The organism is Nocardia sp. NPDC057455, assembly GCF_042802775.1.
Lineage (GTDB): Bacteria > Actinomycetota > Actinomycetes > Mycobacteriales > Mycobacteriaceae > Nocardia.
Genome location: NZ_JBHVDM010000030.1, coordinates 23962 through 44360, shown reverse-complemented (window position 1 = coordinate 44360; position 20399 = coordinate 23962). Strand labels below are relative to the sequence as shown.

15 protein-coding genes are annotated in these 20399 nt (G+C 70.3%); 8 read left to right on the top strand and 7 right to left on the bottom strand.

Annotation, left to right across the window (positions count from 1 at the left end; translation table 11 throughout):
* The first annotated feature begins 333 nt into the window (after positions 1-333).
* From ACFU5M_RS14890 to ACFU5M_RS14865, 6 genes are all read left to right on the top strand, one after another.
* The gene (locus ACFU5M_RS14890; protein ID WP_379049002.1) at positions 334-528 is read left to right on the top strand and encodes a hypothetical protein; all 195 of its coding nucleotides are present in this window, start codon (positions 334-336) and stop codon (positions 526-528) included.
* Between the two features lie 242 nt (positions 529-770).
* Positions 771-1988 (top strand): sensor histidine kinase, encoded by a 1218-nt coding sequence (locus tag ACFU5M_RS14885; RefSeq protein WP_379049001.1) that lies wholly within the window; start codon positions 771-773, stop codon positions 1986-1988.
* Complete coding sequence (locus ACFU5M_RS14880; RefSeq protein WP_379049000.1) at positions 1985-2662, top strand: response regulator; 678 nt, start codon at positions 1985-1987, stop codon at positions 2660-2662. Before ACFU5M_RS14885 ends, ACFU5M_RS14880 begins: the two co-directional genes overlap by 4 nt.
* 247 nt (positions 2663-2909) lie before the next feature.
* The gene (locus tag ACFU5M_RS14875) at positions 2910-3851 is read left to right on the top strand and encodes an alpha/beta hydrolase (RefSeq protein WP_379048999.1); all 942 of its coding nucleotides are present in this window, start codon (positions 2910-2912) and stop codon (positions 3849-3851) included.
* A 20-nt stretch (positions 3852-3871) separates the two neighbouring features.
* Positions 3872-5791, top strand: coding sequence for an ABC transporter ATP-binding protein (locus ACFU5M_RS14870; RefSeq protein WP_379048998.1), 1920 nt, complete (start codon positions 3872-3874; stop codon positions 5789-5791).
* Positions 5788-7503 carry an ABC transporter ATP-binding protein gene (locus ACFU5M_RS14865; RefSeq protein WP_379048997.1) on the top strand — a complete coding sequence of 572 codons (1716 nt, stop codon included), beginning with the start codon at positions 5788-5790 and terminating at the stop codon, positions 7501-7503. Before ACFU5M_RS14870 ends, ACFU5M_RS14865 begins: the two co-directional genes overlap by 4 nt.
* A 71-nt stretch (positions 7504-7574) precedes the next feature.
* Here ACFU5M_RS14865 and ACFU5M_RS14860 read toward each other — a convergent pair whose 3' ends face one another.
* On the bottom strand, positions 7575-8315 hold the full coding sequence (locus tag ACFU5M_RS14860; protein WP_379048996.1) for a hypothetical protein: 741 nt from the start codon (positions 8313-8315) through the stop codon (positions 7575-7577).
* Positions 8316-8342: 27 nt separating this feature from the next.
* Here ACFU5M_RS14860 and ACFU5M_RS14855 point away from each other — a divergent pair, with 27 nt between their 5' ends.
* On the top strand, positions 8343-11558 hold the full coding sequence (locus tag ACFU5M_RS14855) for a BTAD domain-containing putative transcriptional regulator (protein ID WP_379048995.1): 3216 nt from the start codon (positions 8343-8345) through the stop codon (positions 11556-11558).
* Between the two features lie 155 nt (positions 11559-11713).
* Here ACFU5M_RS14855 and ACFU5M_RS14850 read toward each other — a convergent pair whose 3' ends face one another.
* The 5 genes from ACFU5M_RS14850 to ACFU5M_RS14830 form a co-directional block, all read right to left on the bottom strand.
* A complete protein-coding gene (locus ACFU5M_RS14850) occupies positions 11714-12517 on the bottom strand; it encodes an ESX secretion-associated protein EspG (protein WP_379048994.1) in 804 nt (267 codons plus the stop codon).
* Positions 12514-15048: a WXG100 family type VII secretion target gene (locus ACFU5M_RS14845; RefSeq protein ID WP_379048993.1), complete on the bottom strand. Its 2535-nt coding sequence runs from the start codon at positions 15046-15048 to the stop codon at positions 12514-12516. Before ACFU5M_RS14845 ends, ACFU5M_RS14850 begins: the two co-directional genes overlap by 4 nt.
* Positions 15049-15111: 63 nt before the next feature.
* Complete coding sequence (locus ACFU5M_RS14840) at positions 15112-15585, bottom strand: YbaB/EbfC family nucleoid-associated protein (RefSeq protein ID WP_379048992.1); 474 nt, start codon at positions 15583-15585, stop codon at positions 15112-15114.
* 7 nt (positions 15586-15592) lie between these two features.
* The gene (locus ACFU5M_RS14835; protein ID WP_379048991.1) at positions 15593-15928 is read right to left on the bottom strand and encodes a hypothetical protein; all 336 of its coding nucleotides are present in this window, start codon (positions 15926-15928) and stop codon (positions 15593-15595) included.
* A 24-nt stretch (positions 15929-15952) separates the two neighbouring features.
* Complete coding sequence (locus ACFU5M_RS14830; protein ID WP_379048990.1) at positions 15953-18076, bottom strand: hypothetical protein; 2124 nt, start codon at positions 18074-18076, stop codon at positions 15953-15955.
* Positions 18077-18311: 235 nt separating this feature from the next.
* Here ACFU5M_RS14830 and ACFU5M_RS14825 point away from each other — a divergent pair, with 235 nt between their 5' ends.
* A complete protein-coding gene (locus ACFU5M_RS14825; protein WP_379048989.1) occupies positions 18312-19406 on the top strand; it encodes a hypothetical protein in 1095 nt (364 codons plus the stop codon).
* An 82-nt stretch (positions 19407-19488) separates the two neighbouring features.
* On the opposite strand, the gene ACFU5M_RS14820 is transcribed toward ACFU5M_RS14825, so the two are convergent.
* Positions 19489-20325, bottom strand: coding sequence for an RNA polymerase sigma-70 factor (locus tag ACFU5M_RS14820; protein WP_379049039.1), 837 nt, complete (start codon positions 20323-20325; stop codon positions 19489-19491).
* Positions 20326-20399: the final 74 nt, after the last annotated feature.

Sequence of the window (20399 nt, the reverse complement as noted above, 5' to 3'; positions counted from 1 at the left end):
CGTTTCCGGACGGGTCCTCGGTCGGCCGACGAGGAACCGCACGTCAGCGGGCGCCGATGCGCTCTAGAGCGCGCTGGCGATAGCTTGTAAGTTACTGATTATTCTTTGTAGTACATTGCCGTGATGAGGAGTTTCGCGCCATAAGTACCAGTAGTGCGGCTGGGCACTGCGGGAGGAGCGGTGCGTTCCGTCCTAAGTTTTGAGGAGTTCGTCAACCATGAGCCATAGGACGCTCGGTCCGCCGCATGGCTCGACCGCGATGCGATCGATGTCCGGAGGTGGAGCGGGGTATGTCGTGCCGGTGCCTCCTACGCATCGAACAGTGCTGTGGATATGACAAGCCCCCAGCACGTCCGGCATATCCACATCGAATCCGGAGCCTTGGTCCTGGACTACCAAGCGTGTGCGGAACAGGCCAGCAGCGTGGCCGCCAACTTGGCGCAGAGCCATCCGGAGCTGATCGTCACCATCGACGACGACGTCCACGTCGAGTTACCCGTGCTGCCCTGCGGCGATCTGTGGAAGTGAATCCGGCCGACGCGGACACGGCCGAGCGGCGGGCCTGACGGCGTCCAGCTGCGACACGGGAGGATCGCTCGGGGCCTCGACCACGCCTTGCCCGCCCCGCGTGCCGCGGCAGCGAGCCGCCGCGGGAGACGCTGTCTACGTGAATGCGCGTACGGAAATCGCGATCGGCTGCGTCGATCGACGTAGCCGATCGCGCACCCGGGCGGAAGCGCCGGAACTCGGGGATGCCGTATTCTCACGGCATGGTTCTGCGGGCGGTGTCGCAACGGCTGTCCGCCTGGATCTCCCGTCGGCCCGCCTGGTTCCCGGATGTCCTGCTGGCGTTGTTCGTCACCGTGATCCAGGTGCAGAGCGCCGCGATCCCGGTGCCGCTCGAGCCGGCCTACACACCGGTATCGGCTTTCGGATATGCCCTGCTGATCGTCAGCGGCCTGGCCGTCGCCGCCCGTCGCAGCCGGCCGGTCGCGGTGTTCGTGGTCACGGGGCTGGCCAGCGTTGTCTATTTCGGTCTCGGCTTCCCCGACCGGCTTTCCTACCTGGGACTCTTCGTCGCCCTGTACACCCTCGCCGCCTACGGTGACGGGCGGCGGTCGCTGCTGATCGCCGGTGCGGGCATCACGGTGCTCTCCCTCGGCTGGCTGATCGCCGCGGCCGATATCGAGCCGCTGGTGGCCATCGGCTGGGTGTTCTTCCGGATCGGCGCGTCGGTGATCAGCACGATTCTCGGTGAGTCCGTCCGATCCCGCCGGGTCATCGCCGCCGACGCGCAACAACGGGCGGAACTGGCCGAAAGGTCTCGCGACGAGGAAGCCAGGGCGCGGGTCGACGCCGAACGGCTGCGGATCGCTCGCGAAGTCCACGACACCGTCGCCCACGCGATCGCCATCATCAACGTGCAGTCCGGCGTCACCGCCCACGTGCTCGACAAGCGACCGGAGCAGGCCCGCGAAGCATTGCGCACCATCGAGCAGACCAGTTCGCGGGCGTTGCGGGAGATGCGGGCCATTCTCGGCGTGCTGCGCGATGGCGACGAACGCGAGCCCTACCCCGGTCTCGGCCAGATCGATGAACTCGTCGGCAAGGCCCGCGATGCCGGGCTCGACATCGCTTTCGAACAGACCTCCCCGGTGACGCCGCTCCCGAGCGCGGTGGGCAGCGCCGCGTACCGCATCGTGCAGGAATCGATCACCAATGTGATCCGGCACGTCGGCCCGACCCGGGTGACGGTGGCGCTCGAACCCGGTGTGGACGCCCTGCGGATACGGGTGATCGATGAGGGGCGCGACGATGGGCGCGTCCCGGCGCGCGCGGGCGGCCCACCCTCGACCGGCCGCGGCATCGTCGGGATGCGGGAGCGCTGCCGGTTGCTCGGCGGTGAACTCGACGCGACGCCGCGACCCGGCGGCGGGTTCGAGGTCACGGCCCGCCTGCCCCTGACCCCGGTCGGATCGCGCTTGTGAATTCCACGATTCCGATCAAGGTTCTGCTCGCCGACGACGAACGCCTGGTCCGCTCCGGATTCAAGGTCCTGCTCGACCTGGAAGACGACATCACGGTGGTCGGGGAGGCCACCACCGGTGCGGAAGCTGTCGAACTCGCCCGTGCCACGCGCCCCGACGTCGTCCTCATGGACATTCGCATGCCGCGGCTGGACGGGATAAAGGCCACCGCCCAGATCGCGCAGGCCACCGGGATGGAGCGGGTCAAGGTACTCATCCTCACCACCTACGACACCGACGAGAACGTCTTCGACGCCTTACAAGCGGGCGCGAGCGGATTCCTGCTCAAGGACGCGGGCCCCGCCGAGCTCTTGCACGCCATCCGGGTGATCGCCGCTGGTGACGCGTTGCTCGCACCCCGGATCACCCGCCGCCTCATCAGCCAGTTCACCGCGCAGCGCAGGGCTGCCAAATCCGGGGAGGACCGGCTCGCCGTGCTGACCGACCGGGAGCGCGAAGTGCTGGCGTTGGTGGGGCAGGGCATGAGCAATGACGAGATCGGCGCCGCACTGTTCCTCAGCCCCGCCACCGCGCGCACCCATGTCAGCCGCGCGATGGTGAAACTCGGTGCGCGCGACCGCGCGCAGCTGGTCGTGATCGCCTACCAGACCGGACTGAGCGATCTCACCTCTTAACGACGAGCGGTTCCTCCTTGTCCTGGCGTCAGAGGAATCACGGTCACCGGGCAATGTGAAGTGCTGCGCGAAATCTCGCAGTTCGTCGGATGTACCTCATTGCCTCGGTGCGTGATTCGTGGACCGAATGCGCGATCGGCTACGACGACCGACGCAGCCGATCGCGATTCTCCTACGCGTATTCACGTAGACGGTGACTCCCGTGGCCGGAAGCCGAACAAGCCCGGCGAGCGCGACGATCGACGGCATGATCTTGGATCCCGAACTCGAAGCGGCTGTCCCGTTCTTCCCCCCGGCCGACCTCAGCGACCCGCTCACCGCCCGGAAACACCTCGCCGAGTTGGCCGCGATGATCCCGGCACCGGCCACCGCGCACCTGGAGGTCGAAGATCGCACGGTGCCCGGCGATGTCGATGTGCCGGTACGAATCTATCGGCCACGCGGGGCGCGGGGCGCGATCATCTGGCTGCACGGCGGCGGGTTCGTCATGGGCGATCTGGACACCGAACATCCGTGGGCCACGATGCTCGCCGAGAATTCCGGCGCGGCGGTGATCTCGGTGGGCTTCCGCTTGGCTCCCGAGCAACCTTTCCCCGCCGCCCACGACGACGTCTACGCGGCGCTGGCCTGGACGGCCGAGCACGCGGGCGAGCTCGGCATCGACCCGGCGCGGATCGCGATCGGCGGCCACAGCGCCGGCGCGGGACTCGCGGCCGCGGTCGCGTTGCGGGCGCGTGACCAGCAAGGGCCGCCGATCGCGTTCCAGCTGCTCAATCAACCCGTTCTCGATGATCGCCAGCAGGCATGGTCGGCGCGCAATTTCACCGACACACCCTTCGTGACTCATGCGAAGGTGGCTCAGATGTGGCAGCACTACCTGGGTTCCACGCCTGCCACGCCGTACGCCGCGCCGGCACGGGCCACCGATCTGTCCGGTCTGCCGCCCGCCTACATCGCCACCGCCGAATTCTGCCCGAACCGCGACGAGGACATCGACTACGCGCTGCGCCTGCTGCAAGCGGGCGTGCCGGTCGAGCTGCACCAGTGGCCCGGCACGTTCCACGGGTCGCAGGCGATCCTGTCCGCCGAGGTGTCCCAGCGCCAGAGCGCCGAACTCGCCGCCGTCCTGCGTCGTGCCCTGGCCGGGGACAGGGTTACCGGCTCGGAAAATAATTCAGCCGCAGAGTGATCGACGAAGGCCGGAGAACGATGACCACCATCGACCTCGCCGAGGCGAGGAAACCACCCACCCGACTCCCACCGGATGCCGATCCCGTGGCGCGGCGCGGCGCGACGGCGTTGCTGCGCCCTTACCTGGGCGGTTTCGCCGCCGTCGTCATCCTGCAGATCGTCGGCGCTGTCGCTGGTCTTGCGCCATTGCTGGCGGTAGTGGAACTGGGCCGAACGCTGTTGTCGCCGAACCCGATCGATCACGGCCATGTTCGGATGATCGTGCTCGCGGGTGCCGCCGGGCTGTTCGTCCGGCTGCTGTGCACGGTCGCGTCGTCCGGAATCGGGCATCTTCTCGACAGCCGGGTACAGCTGTCGTTCCGCAGGCAACTGGCCGCGCGACTGGGGCGGGCGCCGATCGGATGGTTCTCCCGCCGCCGCACCGGAGAACTGGCGAAGATCGTCGGCAAGGACGTCGATGCCGTGCACCCGCTCATCGCTCACACCCCTGGCGAGCTGGTCGCCGCATTCGTCGTGCCGCTGGTGTCGCTGATCTACTTGGGCACCGTCGACTGGCGAATGACCTTGATCACGCTGATACCGGTGGTGTTGGCCGTCGCGCTGGTCCCGCTCATGATGACCCCCACCCGGCTGCGCGAGCAGAAGGAGTTCGACGCGGGGATGGGCCGGATCGCGAGTGCGACCGTCGAGTTCGTGCAGGGCATCTCGGTGGTCAAGGCGTTCGGCTCCGGCGAACGCGCCCACCGGAGATTTCGCACGGCCACCGACGATTTCGCGGACTCCTTTCTCCGCATGGTGCACGGTCTCGCCGGGATCGGCGCGGCGATGCAGGTGGTGCTGTCGCCGCCGTTCGTGCTGCTGGTCGTGCTGATCGGCGGCACGGTGCTGATCCCGGGCGGTTCCCTGGCACCTGCGGATCTACTGCCGTTCCTGCTGCTGGGACTCGGCCTCACCGCGCCGGTCGCGGCGCTGGGCCACGGCTTCGACGATCTGCAGGCCGCGCGGCGCGCCGTCGGCCGGATCCAAGATGTGCTCGCGGTGCCGTCGTTACCGGAGCCTGCGCATCCGGTCGCACCGCAGGGTCACCGGGTGGAACTGCGTGACGTTCGGTTCGGCTACGACGCCGATCACGAGGTGCTGCGCGGGATCGACCTGGTACTCGAGCCGGGGACGGTCACCGCGATCGTCGGGCCGTCGGGGAGCGGAAAATCCACGCTGGTTCAGCTGTTGCCCCGCTTCTTCGACCCCACCCACGGTTCGGTCCTGCTGGGCGGGGTCGACCTGCGCCGACTCGGCAGCCGGGAGCTCTACCGGATGGTCTCCTTCGTCTTCCAGGACGTCCGGCTGCTGCGGGCGTCGGTCGCGGACAACATCGCGCTGGCGGTACCGCGAGCCGACCTCGAGGACGTGGTGCGCGCGGCCCGGCTGGCGAACATCCATGATCGGATTCTCGAGCTGCCGCGTGGCTACGAGACCATCATCGGCGACGATGCCGGACTGTCCGGTGGCGAGGCACAACGGATCTCGATCGCCCGCGCCCTGCTGGCCGAAGCGCCCGTTCTCGTGCTCGACGAGGCGACCGCCTTCGCCGACCCGCAGACCGAACAGGCCGTGCGCCGAGCCCTGACGACGCTGAAGGGGGATCGGACGATCCTGGTCATCGCGCATCGTCTCGAGACCATCGCCGACGCCGACACCGTGGCGCTGCTGGAGAACGGATCGATCGTCGAACGCGGCAAGCCCGCCGAACTGCAGGCCCAGAACGGGAAGTTCGCCGAATTCCGGCGATCCCACCGATCCGCGCGCACCGATGCGAACCAGACCCTCGGTGGCGTGCTGCGGCGCGAACTCGGGCCATGGAGCAGGCAGCGGAACGCGACCACGCGCCGGCCCGCGAGCGCCGTCGACCAGACCTCGCAAGGAGACGAGTCCCGATGATTCGAACGCTGCTGAGCGTGCTGGGACGCGAGTACGCCCAGCCCGTACGTCGCACCGTGGCCATGATGACGGCCACCTCGATAGCAGAAGGCCTGTCCTACGCGCTTCTGGTTCCGTTGATGCGGGCGCTGTTCGGCGATACACCCACCGACGCCTGGCCCTGGCTGATCGCCTTCGGTGCGGTGATCGCGGGTTATGCGGCGCTGCGCTATCGCAGCGATCTGTCCGGTTTCCTCGTCGGGACCACGCTGCTGCGCGGTGTCTATCGCCGTTTCGGCGAGCGCCTGGCCCGATTGCCGCTCGGCTGGTTCACCGCCCGCCGCGTCGGAGAGGTGTCGGTTCTCGCGAGCGAGGGTGTGTTGCAAGCGATGAGTGTGATCGCGCATCTGCTCGCACCGATGATCTCCGCGAGTGTGACCCCGCTGACGATCCTCGCCGTGCTGCTCGCTTACGACTGGCGTATGGGGCTGGCCGCGCTGGCCGCCGTACCGGTCGTGGCGGCGATCCAGATCTGGACGGGCCGCTCGATGGCCGCCGCCGATGCGGAACGTGCCGAACGCGTGCAGGAGGCGACGGGGAGAGTCATCGAATTCCTCCAGGCACAGCCGGTACTACGAGCCGGCGGCCGGACTGCCGAACGATTCCGGTTGCTCGACGACTCGTTGTCCGGACTCGAACGCGCCTCCCGCCGTGCGATGCTGTCGGCGCTGCCCGGCATGGTGGGCCTGACGGTCACGGTCCAGGCGATGTTCACCGTGCTACTGGCCCTGGGCGCCTACCTGGCGCTCGGTGGCCACGCCGGTGCGGCGGAGATCCTGACCATCCTGGTGCTGGCCGCCCGCTGCGCGGATCCGCTGCTGTCGCTGTCGGAAATCGGCGGCCGGCTCCGCAGCGCGCGTTCCGTGCTGACCGGACTCGACACGGTCTTGCGCACCGAGCCGCTGCCGGAACCTCGCGAGCCGATCCGGCCGGTAGGCCACGACCTGGCGTTCGAGTCCGTCGTGTTCCGGCACGGCGGTCGTACCGTGATCGACGACGTGTCGCTGTCCGTACCCGAGGGACAGCGGGTCGCCGTCGTCGGACCATCCGGTGCGGGCAAGAGCACCTTGCTGCAATTGCTCGCACGGTTCTACGACGTGGACGCGGGCGCCGTGCGCGTCGGCGGGGCCGACGTGCGCGCGATCAGCACCGACGTGTTGATGCAGCGGTTCGCCATCGTCTTCCAGGACGTCTATCTCTTCGACGGCACGATCGAGGAGAACGTGCGCCTCGGACGTCCCGATGCCGACGACACCGAGGTGCGGGCCGCGGCCGCCGCGGCGCGGCTGGACGAGGTGATCGAGCGGCTGCCCGGCGGCTGGTCGACGAAGGTCGGCGAGGGTGGCGCGCTGCTGTCCGGCGGTGAGCGGCAACGGGTTTCGATCGCGCGAGCGCTGCTGAAGGACGCGCCCATCGTGCTGCTGGACGAGGTGACCTCCGCCCTGGACCCGGTGAACGAGGCGGCCGTGCACGACGGCATCGAGCGTCTGATGGCGGGCCGGACGGTGGTGCTGGTCGCGCATCGGCTGCGGACCGTCCAGCGCGCCGATCACATCGTCTTCCTGGACAACGGCCGGATCGTCGAAGCGGGCAGCCATGAGCAGTTGTTGCGCCAGGGTGGCCGATACGCCGACTTCTGGGCGATGTCCATGGCGACGGCAGCGAGCGAATGAGCCGTATTGTCGTCACCGCGGCCGAAATCAGCCACGGTGACGACGATCCGGCTCCGCCCCGAGCGGCCCGGTCACGCGGTCCGCTGCGGGGCCGGGCCGCGCGTGTGCTTCGCCCAGCGGCGCAATCCTCCCGGCCTGCGCAGCATCAGAACGCCGATGGCGGCCACGGCGATGCCGCGCGGTGCCTCGTAGATGAATCCGGACACGCCCTGGGTGGCGGGAATCGGGAGGAAGAAGCCGACCATGCCGAGCAGCGTGAGCACCGCGATCCAGCGGGGAACCGTGTCGTGGCGCAGCATGCTCGCGCCCAGCAGGCCCATCCCGGCGAGCATGACCACACCGCCGATCGAGTTGAACAGCGCGAACGCGGTCGTGTCGATCATGTTGTCGTTGGTCGCGATCAGGTGCGCGGTCGCGGGGTCGGATGCGAACGGGTAGGCGACGAACAGTTCGACGGTGAGATGGCCGGTGGCGGTGACGATATTGCCGAGCAGGTAGGCGACCGTGCCGATGAATCCGGCCGTGCCCAGTCGCGACCGCAGCCACGCGTACATACCGGGTAGGCCGAGCACCAGCAGGATGGTTCCGATGCCGAGCAGGCTCTGCGCGATCGGCGTGCCGGGACCGGTGAGCGCCTCGACCGAATGGCCCTTGCCCGCGACGATCGGGTGCAGTGTGCCGCCCGCGATGCACAGGGTGCCGCCGATGGTCAGCGCGGCGCCGCACATCCGCAGTACAGTCTCGCGAGAGGGGCCGACGGTCCCATCGGCGCCGGTGGCCGGGGTTGGCAGGAGTGCTTGCGTGTGTGTCATGAGCCAAGAGTCGACGAGGGCGCTGGTGTGACGCTGGTGCGCGGCGGGTCCGGCGACGGCTCACCCGCCATCGCGGTGCTCGGTCCGCTGGAAGTGCGCGGCCCGGACGGCGCCCGCATCGCCGTCCCGGCACGTAAACACGCCGATCTGCTGGTCATCCTCGCCGTCGAGCGCACCGCCCGCAGCGCGCACTATCTGTGCGAATTGCTGTGGCGCGGAAGGCCGCCGGAGAGCGCTCTGGTCACTCTCCAGGGTTATGTGTCACGGTTGCGCCGGGCGCTGCGGCCACTGCCCGACGTGCGGATCGAGACGGGCCCGAACGGCTACGCGCTGCGGTGCGGCGGCTCGGGCACCGACCTGGACCTGCTCGATGTGCTGTCCAGGGACGCGCGGGCGGCACACGCCGATGGTGACGTCGGACGAACCGTGGATCTGCTCGAGCGCGCGTTGTGCCTGTGGCGCGGCGACGCGCTGCCGGATGTCGGCGACATCGCCGAACTCGCGCCCGAACGGGCGCGTCTGGACGAGTTGCGGTCGGAACTGGCCGAGCTGTGCGCCGAGGGATTGATCGTGCTCGGCCGGGCCCGGCACGCGGTCACCCTGCTCACCGACGAACGTGAGCGGCATCCGCATCGGGAAGGCACGGCGCGGCTGCTGGCGCTGGCGCTGCGCGACTGCGGACGGATCTCGGAGGCGCTCGACGTGCTCACCCGGTTGCGGCGCTCGCTGCGCGAAGAGTTCGGGCTCGATCCCGCGCCCGACACCGTCCGGGTCGAGAACGAGATCCGCAACCCGCCGAAGGCGTCGCCGCCCCTGCCGCCGGGGCGGTCCACCCTCGTGGGACGGGACGACGTCACCGCGCTCCTCGACCGCGCCCGCGACCGTTCGCAACGGGGGCTGACCGTCGTGACGGTGCGCGGCGCACCCGGCATCGGCAAGACGGCGGTCGTCGAGGACACCGTTCGACGCCACGGCGACGCGGCCTTCTTCACCGGGGGTAGCAGCGGGGTGGGTTCCTCGGCCCTGGCGACGCTCACGCCCTGGCTGGATCAGGCGGCGCTGGCCGGGCGCGCCGTCCCCGACATCCCGACTCCGCGCTCGCTCGCCGCGCTCTTCGCGGACGTGGTGCGGGAGACCGGCCGGATGGTGGCGATCATCGATGACGTGCAGTGGGCCGACCACGACTCGGTGCGGATGATCGCGGCGGCCATGCGCGTGCTGCGCGCCCATCCGGTGCTGCTGTTGCTCACGGTGCGGCCCGGACCGCTGCCGGCCGAGGTGGACGCCGCGGTGCGGTTACTGTGCTCCGCGGGCGCCCATGTCGCAGTGGACCTGCCGCCGTTGTCCGACGCCGCGGTGGAGGAGCTGGTGCGCGCCGAAGCGCGTTCGGCCGGGCCGCGGGTGCGCGCCCAGATCGTCGAGGTGAGCGGCGGCAGCCCGTTCGTCGCGGCGCAACTGTGCGATCTCGTCCGGACCGGTCGCCGGTTGGATGTCGGCGGCGCGGCGGCCGAGATCACGGCGGCGAAGCTGGGCGCTGTGTCGCCGGCGGCACGAGCGCTCGCCGAGGTGCTGGCCGTCATCGGTCCACACGCCCCGATCGGACTTGCCGCCGCCGCCGACGGCGCGCCACGGTTCGACGATAGGATCGGCGAACTCGTCGCCGCGCGAGTCGTCTCGGTCGAGGACGGCGCCGTCGCCTTCGGGCACGAACTCGTGCGCGCCGCCGTGCTGGCCACGATCGGTGCGGTACGGACAGCCCTGCTGCACAAGCGGATCGCGGACGCGCTGGCCGACCTGGGGCCCGATGCGCTCGCGGCGCAGGCATCGCATCGCAGTGCCGCAGCGCTCGATGCACTGGATTCCGCCGCGGCGCACGCCTGTGCCGCCGCGGCACGGGACGCGCTGCGGCGGGACGCGGCCACCGAATGCGCCGAACTCGCCGCGCGCGGGGTCCGGCACGCGGACCCAGGCGACGTGGAGTTATCGATCGAGTTCGACCGGCTCGCCGGACAGGCGCACAACCGTCTCGGCCATTACGCCGCGGCCGCCGCGTGTTTCGACCGGGCCGGGCGGCGATGCGGTGAACGCGGCGATTGGGCCGAGCTGGCGCGGACCGCGCTGCTGGCCGCGCCGCGCGGCGTCGCGGGATACTTCTCCGGATACGGTGTGGTACAAGCAGGTTCGTCGGGGCTGCGATCGCAGGCCTCGGCCCATCGCCTCGATCTCGACGCCGATCTGGTCGCCGAAGTGGAAGCGATCGAGGCCGCCGACCGCGCGATCCACGGTCTCGCGGGCGATCTCGACGCTTTGGCCGACGCGCGGGCGCGCAGCGTACCGGGCAGCCGGTCGTGGCCGCAGGTGTTGCTGGCCGAGTTCGTGTGCACCTGGGAGCCGACGACCGTCGCCGACCGGCGCAAGATCGCCGAAGAACTCGAGGAACTCGCGGGCCACGACCGTGCGGCGCGGGCGACGGCGGTCCATCTGCGCCGTGTCTGTGCCCTCGAAGCGGGGGACATGCGGCTGGTGCGCAGACTGTCGGCCGAATTCGCCCGGCTCGCTTCCGACGGCGGCACCGACCTCGCGGCCACCCAGCTGTGGTGGCAGGTGATGCTCGCCGTGCTGCGTGGCGACTACCCGCGCTCCCGCGCGCTGATGACGCGCTTCGCCGCCGATCTGGGGACGGTCGACGATCAGGCCCGGCTGCTCGCCGAGGCCTCGATGCTGACGAGCAGGTCGATCGAGCTGTGGCACCAGGGACGCCTCGGGGAGGTGCTGGCCGAAGCGGACCGCATGGCCGAGGACTTCGACGAGGATTTCGCGCTGGTGGTCGCGATGGCCGCGGCGGAGATGGGGGACTACGACCGGGCGATGTCCTCGATCGAGTCGGTCGTCGCCCTGCCGGGGCGGTGGCACGGCCCGCGCGTCGTCGTGCGGGTGCCGCTGCTGCTCGAGGCGCTGCTCGCGGTGGGGCAGCGCGCGCCGCGGCGGCGCGACCGGGTAACCGAGCTCACCGCCGAAATCGAACCGCTGACCCAGGGGTGGGGAGAGACGCTGCTCGTGCAATGGCCTGGACTGGTGTGTCTCGGGCCGTCCGGACTCTATCGCGGCACCGCCCGCGGCATCCTCGGCCTCCAGGGCGCGCACGACGAGGTGGTCGCGGCGCGGCAGCGGGCGCGCGCACTCGGCGCACGGCCCTACGAGTCGCGCGCCGAGGACCGCCTGGTCCGCTGGCCGTTCGCCTGATCGCCACCGCTCCTGTGCGAGGAGTGGTGCTGGGCAGCCAGGGTGAGCCTGCCGAGTTCGTCGAGCGTGAAGAAGTCCGGGCCCGCCGCCGGATTCGTGGCCCGATCCGGCTCACCCGTCGCCGAGCCGACCGGCGCGGATGTGATGGTGCCCGATCACTCCTCGGTTTCCATGTGCGAATCCATCCGCGAGAGGATCTCCTCGATGCGGTCGCGCACCCATGATGCCAGCCGGTCGCTGCCCATGGCGGTGGCGACCGGGGCCGGGTGATCCAGGGGCATCACGTAGCGTCCGTCGTCGGGGAGGTCCCGCCACAACAGGCCCGCTTCGACACGTCCGCGTGGTCCGTACTTCGAGCGGCCTTGCAGCACTTTGACGATCCCGGTGCTGACGGCGGGGATGTCGAAGAACGTGGCGCTGCGGAACGCGTCGTCGTTCGGATCGTCGTCGTTGTCCGAGATCGTGGCGGCGGGGCGCTCGCGCGCGGGCTCGGGTTCGGCGGCCGGAAGGGAGAGGCGGATGTCGTCGAGCCGGCCCGCCCGGCAGCGCGGAAGGAGACCGACCACGGTGTCGGCCAGGGCATGCGGATCGCACTCGAAGGCGTCGAAACCGCCACTGTGCGCGAGTGTTTCGCCCGGGCGCTGGGTGATCACGTAACCGCGCGCCCGGTGCCGTACCGCGTGCACCCGGGTACGCGCTTCGGGATTGCCGAAATCCTGGTCGTTCCAGGCGTGCGCGACGAGGAAGACGTCCGGTTTGGCGAGCGCGCCGGCCAGGGCGTCCAGATCGTGGTCGAGCCGCTGCCGCAGCTGCTGCCGGACCTGTAGCTTCTCCTGCTCGTAATCGGCTTCCAGCCGGGTGCGGCTGGTGAAGACGAACGGGGCGGGCAATTCGCCCTGCCGGACATCTTCGCAGAGCAGATTGAACTCCAGATCAGTGAATTCCCAACTGCCGCTCACGATTCGATCACCGGCTTCACCCGGTCGGGCACGGTGCCGATGGCGTCATCGAGGTGGGCCTTCGACTGCAGGAACTTGGCGGGTTTGTGGGCGGTATTGCCCTGTCCGGCGCCACCGGCGGCACCAGGTGCTCCCATCATCGGCGCGCCCGCGGGCACACCGTCCTGACGCGCGCCTGCCGCCGCGGCGGGATACAGCGGCGCTTCGGCGCCGGGCAGCGACGCACGCGGAAACAGGTGTGCGGCACGGGATTGCTGGGTCGGGTGCTCCGACAACCCGGGCTCCGCTCCCGCGCCCCCGGGACCGGAGCCCGCGCCACCGCCGCCCGCGGGATCGACGGGGGCGTGCCCGGCCGCGGCTGCCAGCGCATTCGGATCGAACTGCCGCAACAGGTCCTGCAACCTCTCCGCACCCGGCAGCGTGCTCCCGAACTGCGTAAGACTTTCCAGCCCCTGGGTCAACGCCTTGCCCAACTGCCCGAGGAACTCCCGGCCCGCCGAGGCGAGTGAACCGGCGCCCTGCGCGCTCGCGGCGCCCGCCGCCGCGTCCTGCTGGGCCACACCGGCCCCGGTGGCCGGCGGTCCGTCCGTGCGGGTCGCCGCCGCGAGCGCCTGCTCGTCCAGTGCGCGGGGTAGGTTCGCCAAGACCGAGCGCACTCCCGCCGGGTCCACACCGCTGAGTTTCGACAGCGCGTTCTCGTCGACGACGTCCGGGATGCTGTCCAGAATCGAACGTACCTGCTCCGGCGGTAGCCCGGTGAGCTGTGACAGGGTGTCCTCGTTCAGCAGGCCCGGGAGATTGTCGAGAACCGACCGCACCTGGGCGGGGTCCGCGCCCGTCGCCCGTGCGAGCGCGTCCTCGAGGGATCCGGGGTTCGCGCCGGGAGCGGTGCCGCGCGATCCCGGCGGTGCGCCGCCGGGCGAGCCGCCCGCTCCGGAGGACATGCGCGGCAGCGGGACCGAGCCGAGCGAGGGAACATCCGGCATGCCGCTGCTCGTGCCGGTCTCGGGCTGTCCGCCCGGTGACCCACTGCCGCGGGGAGAGGAAGAACTTCCCGATCCGCCGGACGAACGCGCGGGCGCCGCGCTGCCCTGGGACCCAGCGGCCCCGCCGAACAGGCCGGCGGGCACGGAACCGGATCCGCTGCCCGTGGGGCCACCCTCTGCCTGCGAGCCGGTTCCGGTTCCGGCGGCGTCATAGCCCGCGGGCAGGGAGCCGCCCCCACGGCTCTCGGGCGCGGAATTCGCGGTCTGGGTATCACCTCCGGGCAGACCGGCGCCGGAGCCCGCGGGTCCGGAGCCACCCTGTCCTTGTCCGGCCTCCAAGCCCTCCCGGTAGCCCTCCTGGTAACCGGCTCGATAGTCCGCGCTGGGGCTTTGATTGCCGCTGTCCTGGTCTCCGTAGCCGGATTGCTGCCCCCCCGCCCCCGGCTGCTGCCGGCCCTGCCGGTCCGTATCGTTCCCGGGTGCGTTCTGGTTGTTGCCCGGTTGATTCTGTCCTTGGCCGCCGGAGGGCTGCGGTGCGGCGATGGGCCCGTTCACCACCGGCATCACCGACACCGTGTTCTTCATGCCCTCGCCGTAGTGCTTCTGCCATTCGTCGCGGTAGCGCCGGGTCACCCGACCCGGGCAGCAGTCACCGGGATCCGAGGTCGCGGGCATGCTGAGCTTGGTGAGATGCAGCCACTGCGCCGTGTAGTCCAGGTTCTGACTCATCGCGATCATGGAGGTGATCAGCGGCTGCACTCCGTCGGAGTAACTGCGGACCGCTTCGGCGGCCGCGGTCGCGCCCTGTCCCTCCCATGCCTCGGTTCCCGCGGAGATCACGGTCACGAAACTGTTCAATCTGCCCAGCAGATCGTTGGCCAGGCTGTGCCAGGTGCCCGCGGCGGCGAGTACCGGCTGCGGATCGAGATCCCGCCCCAGCTCGTACATTTCGGTGAAGCTGAGACTGTCTTTGTTCTCGATGTTGGCCGTGACACCGGGATCCTTCGCACCCTGGTAGTCCTTCAACGACGAGGGGAAGCTCTCGGCGTTCGCCTTTTCGACGTGCAGGTGCCCGTCTTTGTCCTTCCAGCTGAAACCGCCGCTCGGCTTGTCGAATTCGGCGTCCGGAGCGCCGGGCGCCTTCTGTCCCGGCGTATAGGGCGTTGCTCGGGTCGGCATCTTCAACGCGCTCAGCGCCTTGAAGGTATCGCCGGAGTCCCCATCGGTCTTGGTGTACGACTTCCCCGCGGCGATGTAGGTCTCGCCCATGTCGGTGACGATCTTCGCGTGGTCGTTCAGGATGGTGTGCAGGCGAGAACCCTTGGTGGTGAACGCCATCGCCAACTGTGCGCCGGAGGTCAGCGTGCCGATCGGCGCGAAATTGTTCAGGCGCAGGTCGGTCACCGCGGCGGCCATCCCCAGCAGGTCGTCGACCAGATCGGCGCAGGCTTCGGCCGCGGCCAGGGCGTCGGCCGGGTCGAACTTCAGATACCCCGCCTTCGCCTGATTCTCCAGTCCGGACCACGTGTTCGATTCGAGGGCCATCGTCACTTTCCTCCGCCGGGGATCGGGTCCCCGCTCCTTCGGGTGTCCACTGCCGGTGCGGCGTCAGTCGTCGTTGTCCGCGACCACCGACCGCGGCCCCGCGGCGCCGGAATCGTCGACGGGCCAGCGCGCCGGATCGGGCGGCGCCAGCGGCGGCGCGGGCGCGGTCGGCATCAGCGAGCCGAGATCCGGTGCGCCCTCCACGATCTCGGAGAGCCTCGGCAACGCGTTCTTTCGTTCCAGCAGCGGCGTCATCAGTTCCCTGCCGCGCGCGGCGACCTCGGCGGCCGCCGCCTGCACGGCCGCCGTGATGTTCTCGGCGATCTCGTCGAGACTCAGATCGAGGACGTCGTCGGCGAATCGGGTCGCGATCAGAACGCCGTCGGCGTTCACCGTCACCTCGATGCGTTTGTCGCACACGGTCACCGTGGCCGTGAGCAGCGAACGCTGCTTCTGCAAATCGGCGATCCCGCGGAACTGCTCGCCGAGGCCCTCCAGCATCGTCGCCATATCCGCGCGCAGGCGTTCGTTCACCATGTGCCGCTCACTTTCCCAACTGCCCGCCGGAGGCGTGGTCGGTGCCGGTCAGCGAGTCCGCGGCCTCCCGCTGCCCCTCCGACATGTCGTGCAAGGTCTGCGCGGCACCGGTCGCGCCGTCGAGCAGGTTCTTGCGTGCCGCCTGGTAACCCTTCTCGCCCTGCGCGAACTTCTTGCCCCGTTTGTCGTTTCCCCACGGCATTACGGTGGCGTCGGATTCGATGCCCGCCAGAGTGTTCCGAAGTTTCTCGGCGGTCGCGGTGACCTTCGTCGACAACTCCGCGGTCAGCTCCGATGCCCGGCGCAGCATCTGCGGATCGACCTCCACGTGGTCGGCGGCCATGGCACTCCCTTCGGTATCGGCGGTCTAGAGGGTGAAAGGAACATCGACTTGCTCGGGATCCGCGGCGGCGGCCTGCGCACCGGATCCGGGAAAGGGGGCTCCGGGCAGCCAGTCCTTCGGTTCCGACGCGCCGACGGCAGGGGGCGTGTAGGGGCCGGGTAGCGGCTCCACCGACGGCCACTGTTTCGGGCGGGGTTTGCCGCGCACGTCCTTGCCTTCACCCAGGAACGGTTCGTCGGCGCCGGTGGCGATCGGGTTCCCGTGCGTGCCGGACGCACCGGTCATCTGCGATCCGGCGGGGCGTAGGCCACCGGGCGGCGCAGGCGGCGTGTGCCCGCTGGGGGTGGGCGTCGAACCGGTGGCCGGTGGGAGCGGCGCACCCCCGGGAAGCCCCGATCCCGTATTGCCGGGCGGCGGGCCGCCGGTCGACCCCCACCCGTCCACCGACGACTCCCAAGACGTGGGAGGGCGACCGGTGAAGTGGCCGGACTGGCCCGCGCCCGAACCAATGGAGTGGCCGGAGGTCGACTGTGCGGAGGAGGAAGAGGAACTCGAAGAGGTGCCGGCCGGATCGTGATACACCGTCTGGCCCGAGCCCGTGGAAACGCTGTCGGCTGTGGCAGGCCGCGGGGTCTGGCTGTTTCCGCTGTATTGGCTGGTGGCGTCGTGGTACACGCTGTGGCCGGAGCCGCCCGAGGAATAGACGCTGTCGGGGGTAGCGGGTCGCGGGGTCTGGCTGTTTCCGCTGTATTGGCTGGTGGCGTCGTGGTACACGCTATGGCCGGAGCCGCCCGAGGACGAGACGCCGTCGCCGCGGCCCGAGTGGGTCGACGCCGCGCCGCCGCCGGCGACCTCGGAGGGCGGGCGCGAGCCGCCGGACGTGGTGGCGGTGGGGTGCGGCGCGGGACCGGGCGGAGTACCGGTGGAACCGGCGACCGCGGACGGTGCCGGCGACGGGCGCCCGGAAGGCGCGTTCGCCGACGCGCTGGTGGTCCTCGACTCGGGCCTGCTGCCACCCGTACCGGTGGTCGTCGACGCTGGTCTGCTCCCGCCCGTGCCGGCGGACGAGCCGTCCTGGACCGGTGGGCGTCCGGTGTTGCCGGTCGACGATTTCGGCATCCACACGTAAGAGCGGATGTCCCCGCGCCCCGGCGGAATCGGGGTGCCCAGGGCGAATCCGCCCCGCGCCCCGCCGACCAGGCCACCGCGCGCGATGCCGCCGACCCAGCCCGCACCCGACGAGAACGACGACCAGTCACCGGTGACCGCGCCCGCCGCTACGTTCCCGAACGCGGTGCCGACGGCGCCGGAGACACCACCGATCACGACGCCGCGGCCCACCCGGCCGAACACGTTGTCCAGGTTCTTGCCCGCGGCCTTGTCGATGGCCTTCCCGAGATACCGGCCCACTTCGCGGCCGGGGATCATGCCCGCGACACCGGCGAGGATGGACAGTCCGAACTCCCCGCCGTTGAAGTGGCGGCGTTTGCCTGCCGCGAGCTGGCCGACCTGCACCGCTCCATTGATCGTTCCGGTGATGGCGGCGGCCTCGATCGCTCGCGCGCCGTAGACGCCGTACCCCTTCGCCGTGGGCAGCACCGGCCGCAGCCGCACCGCGTGGCTCCAGAAGTGTCGCTTGACCGTCGGGGCGCCGAGGCGTGCGGCGATATTCGTGATGATCTTCTGGACGAAGTCCTCGAACACCTTGAGAAAGGACCGGGTGGTGGTGATCGCGGCCGCCTCCACCGCGGGCGCGGTCGGTGGGAACAGCCATGCCCACAGGATCTCCAGCGCGAGCCAGGCCAGGGTCACGATGACGGTGATCTTGGTCGCCTGGATCTCGGTGCCCATGTCGAACGCGCTGTCACCGACCGTGCTCATCAACTGCGCCAGCGCCTCCAGAGATTGATCCCCGGTGCGCAGGACGTCGTAGCGCGCCCCCATGGCGGCGCCGCCTTCCCCTTGCGGATAAGCCGACACCGTGACCCGCTCGGCCTCATCGATGCCGGCGAGCAGCGCTTCGAGTTCCTTGCTCGCCGTCTTCCACGCCTCCGACGCCGCCCAGGCCGCGTCCTCGTCGCCCTCCGGCCAGGTCGTGCCCGCCACCCAGGCCAGCCACCGCAACCCGTCCGGCATGTAGAGGGTCACCGCGGCTCCGCGGTGGCTCCGAAGCGCCCTCTCGGATTGCTCCCCACAGCTCGCCTCCTCGGCGGTCGACGTCATCGGATTACACCGCAGCAAGTTGAACCTTCATCGACGCGCAAGCGAATTCTGCTCCCGCGCATGACCGGTCGATCGGGCGAAGATGAAAACCTGTTGTCGGCAACACCGTTCGTTTCCCTTCCGGTGGTAGCCTGCGCCGCGATCGAGGAGGTGCCACGTCGTGACCGAGCCGTCCGCGGGCGGACCAACGCCGCCGGATGCGGTGAGCCGCCGGATCGCCGACCTGCTGACCGCACTCGGGCCGCGGGGCGGCCACGAGATCCACGCGGTTTTCGTCCTGACGGTCGGCGCCGAGCTGGCCTCGGTCGTCGCCACCGACGAGCAGGGCCGTCCGGTCCAGATCCTGCCGCCGGAGGAGGTGCTGGCGCTGGTTCGCCGCCACCGGGAGGCGTCGGCCGCGCTGCCCGAAGGTCCCTGGTGGCGGTACCTGCTACTGGTGGCGCCGTCCGGCGAAGTGCGCACCGACTACGACTTCGGCGAGGAACCGTTCCCCGACGACCACCTCTTCCCGCCCGAGGTCTATCGAGCGGATCTCGAGGCATTCCCGCGCGATCGGCTGCCGGTGTGGCTCGCCGCCCACATCGGGCATGCCGACCGGCAGTCGCGGCCCGCCGAGACGGCGGCGCGGGCCGAGCCGGGCGCGGCGGTGGTGGAGGACGGGCTGCCCGCGCTGCCGGTGATGGTGGCGCGCTGGGCGGTGCTGTCCGCGGCGTTCGTGGCGGTCGGCTCCCCGCTCGGGCCGCGAGTCCTGCCCGCGCTCGGCTTGTTCGAGGGGGCCGAGCGCAGCGGCTCGTCGCTCTGGCTCGTGCCCGGCGACCGGGCGGTGCTGTCCGGCGGTGTGTGGAACGATCCCGTCCTCGACGCCGTCTACAACGCCGCGGCGCCCATGCCGGACCTCTACGCGGGCGCGCCCGCATGGGTGGCGAATCCGCTGCTGAACCCACGAGCCGGTATCGGTCTGCTGTCCTTCTGCTACTGGTGGGATCGGGGTAGGTGGTACCGCGGGGCAGCACCGGCCGCCGGCGAGGTCGCTGCGGCCATACCCGGTGTGTGGAGCGGAGAGAGCGCCGCCGCCATCGTCGCCGCGCTGGTCGAAGACGAACCAGGCCCCGGGGTCCGCGAGGCGGCGCTCGGCCTGGTGCACGCCGCCGAACGCGCAGAGATCGAACGCGCCACGCTCACCGAATTCTTCGGCGGGGGCGAGATCGACGATGCCTACCTCCAGCTGGTCATGGCGGGAGTGGCCGACCCGTGAAACGCCGGCGGCGCGCACTGATCCCGCGGACGGCGCAGCACCAGGAGCGCGAAACAGCCGAGCGTTCGGAACCTTTGCGTCGTCAACGGCACAGGGCGGTCTCGTGCTGCATACGGGAGAGCTTCTCGGGATTGCGCACGGCGTAGAGCCCGGTGACGAGTCCGTCGTCGATGCGCAGCGCCAAGACGGTGTCGATCTCGCCGTCCTGCCGGACGATCAGCGCGGGATACCCGTTGACCTGCGCAGGCTGCCTTGCCGACGCAGCGAGCCTGCCCAATCCGGCAGCCAGCACGCGGGCCACGCTGCCTGCTCCCACGACGGGCGACAGCGTGGCCTGCACAACGCCGCCGCCGTCACCGAGCAGGACCACATCCGGCGCGAGGATATCGAGCAGGTTCTGCAAATCGCCCGTTTCGACCGCTCGCTGGAATGCTTCGAGTGCGTTGCGGGTCTCGGCCGCCGACACGACTCCGCGCGGTCGGCGTGCGGCGACGTGCGCCCGCGCGCGGTAGGCGAGCTGGCGGACCGCGGCCGGGCTCTTGTCGACGGCCTCGGCGATCTCGGCGTACGCCAGATCGAACACTTCGCGCAAGACGAACACCGCCCGCTCGAGCGGCGCCAAAGTCTCCAGTACCAGCAGCATCGCCATCGACACGCTCTCTGCCAGTTCGGCATCCTCGGCCACATCGGGCGCGGTGAGCAGCGGCTCGGGCAGCCACGGCCCGACGTAGGACTCCTTGCGCCTGCCGAGCGTGCGCAGCCGGTCGAGCGCCTGGCGGGTGACGATCCGAACCAGGTATGCGCGCTGATCCTGGACGGTGCCGAGGTCGACGCCCGCCCACCGCAGCCAGCTCTCCTGCAGGACGTCCTCGGCGTCGGCGGCGGAGCCGAGCATCTCGTAGGCGACAGTGAACAGCAGGTTCCGATGGGCGACGAACGCCTCGGTAGCGGGGCCGGGCGCGCTTGTCGCGACTACTGGTGTCGCCGGGCGTG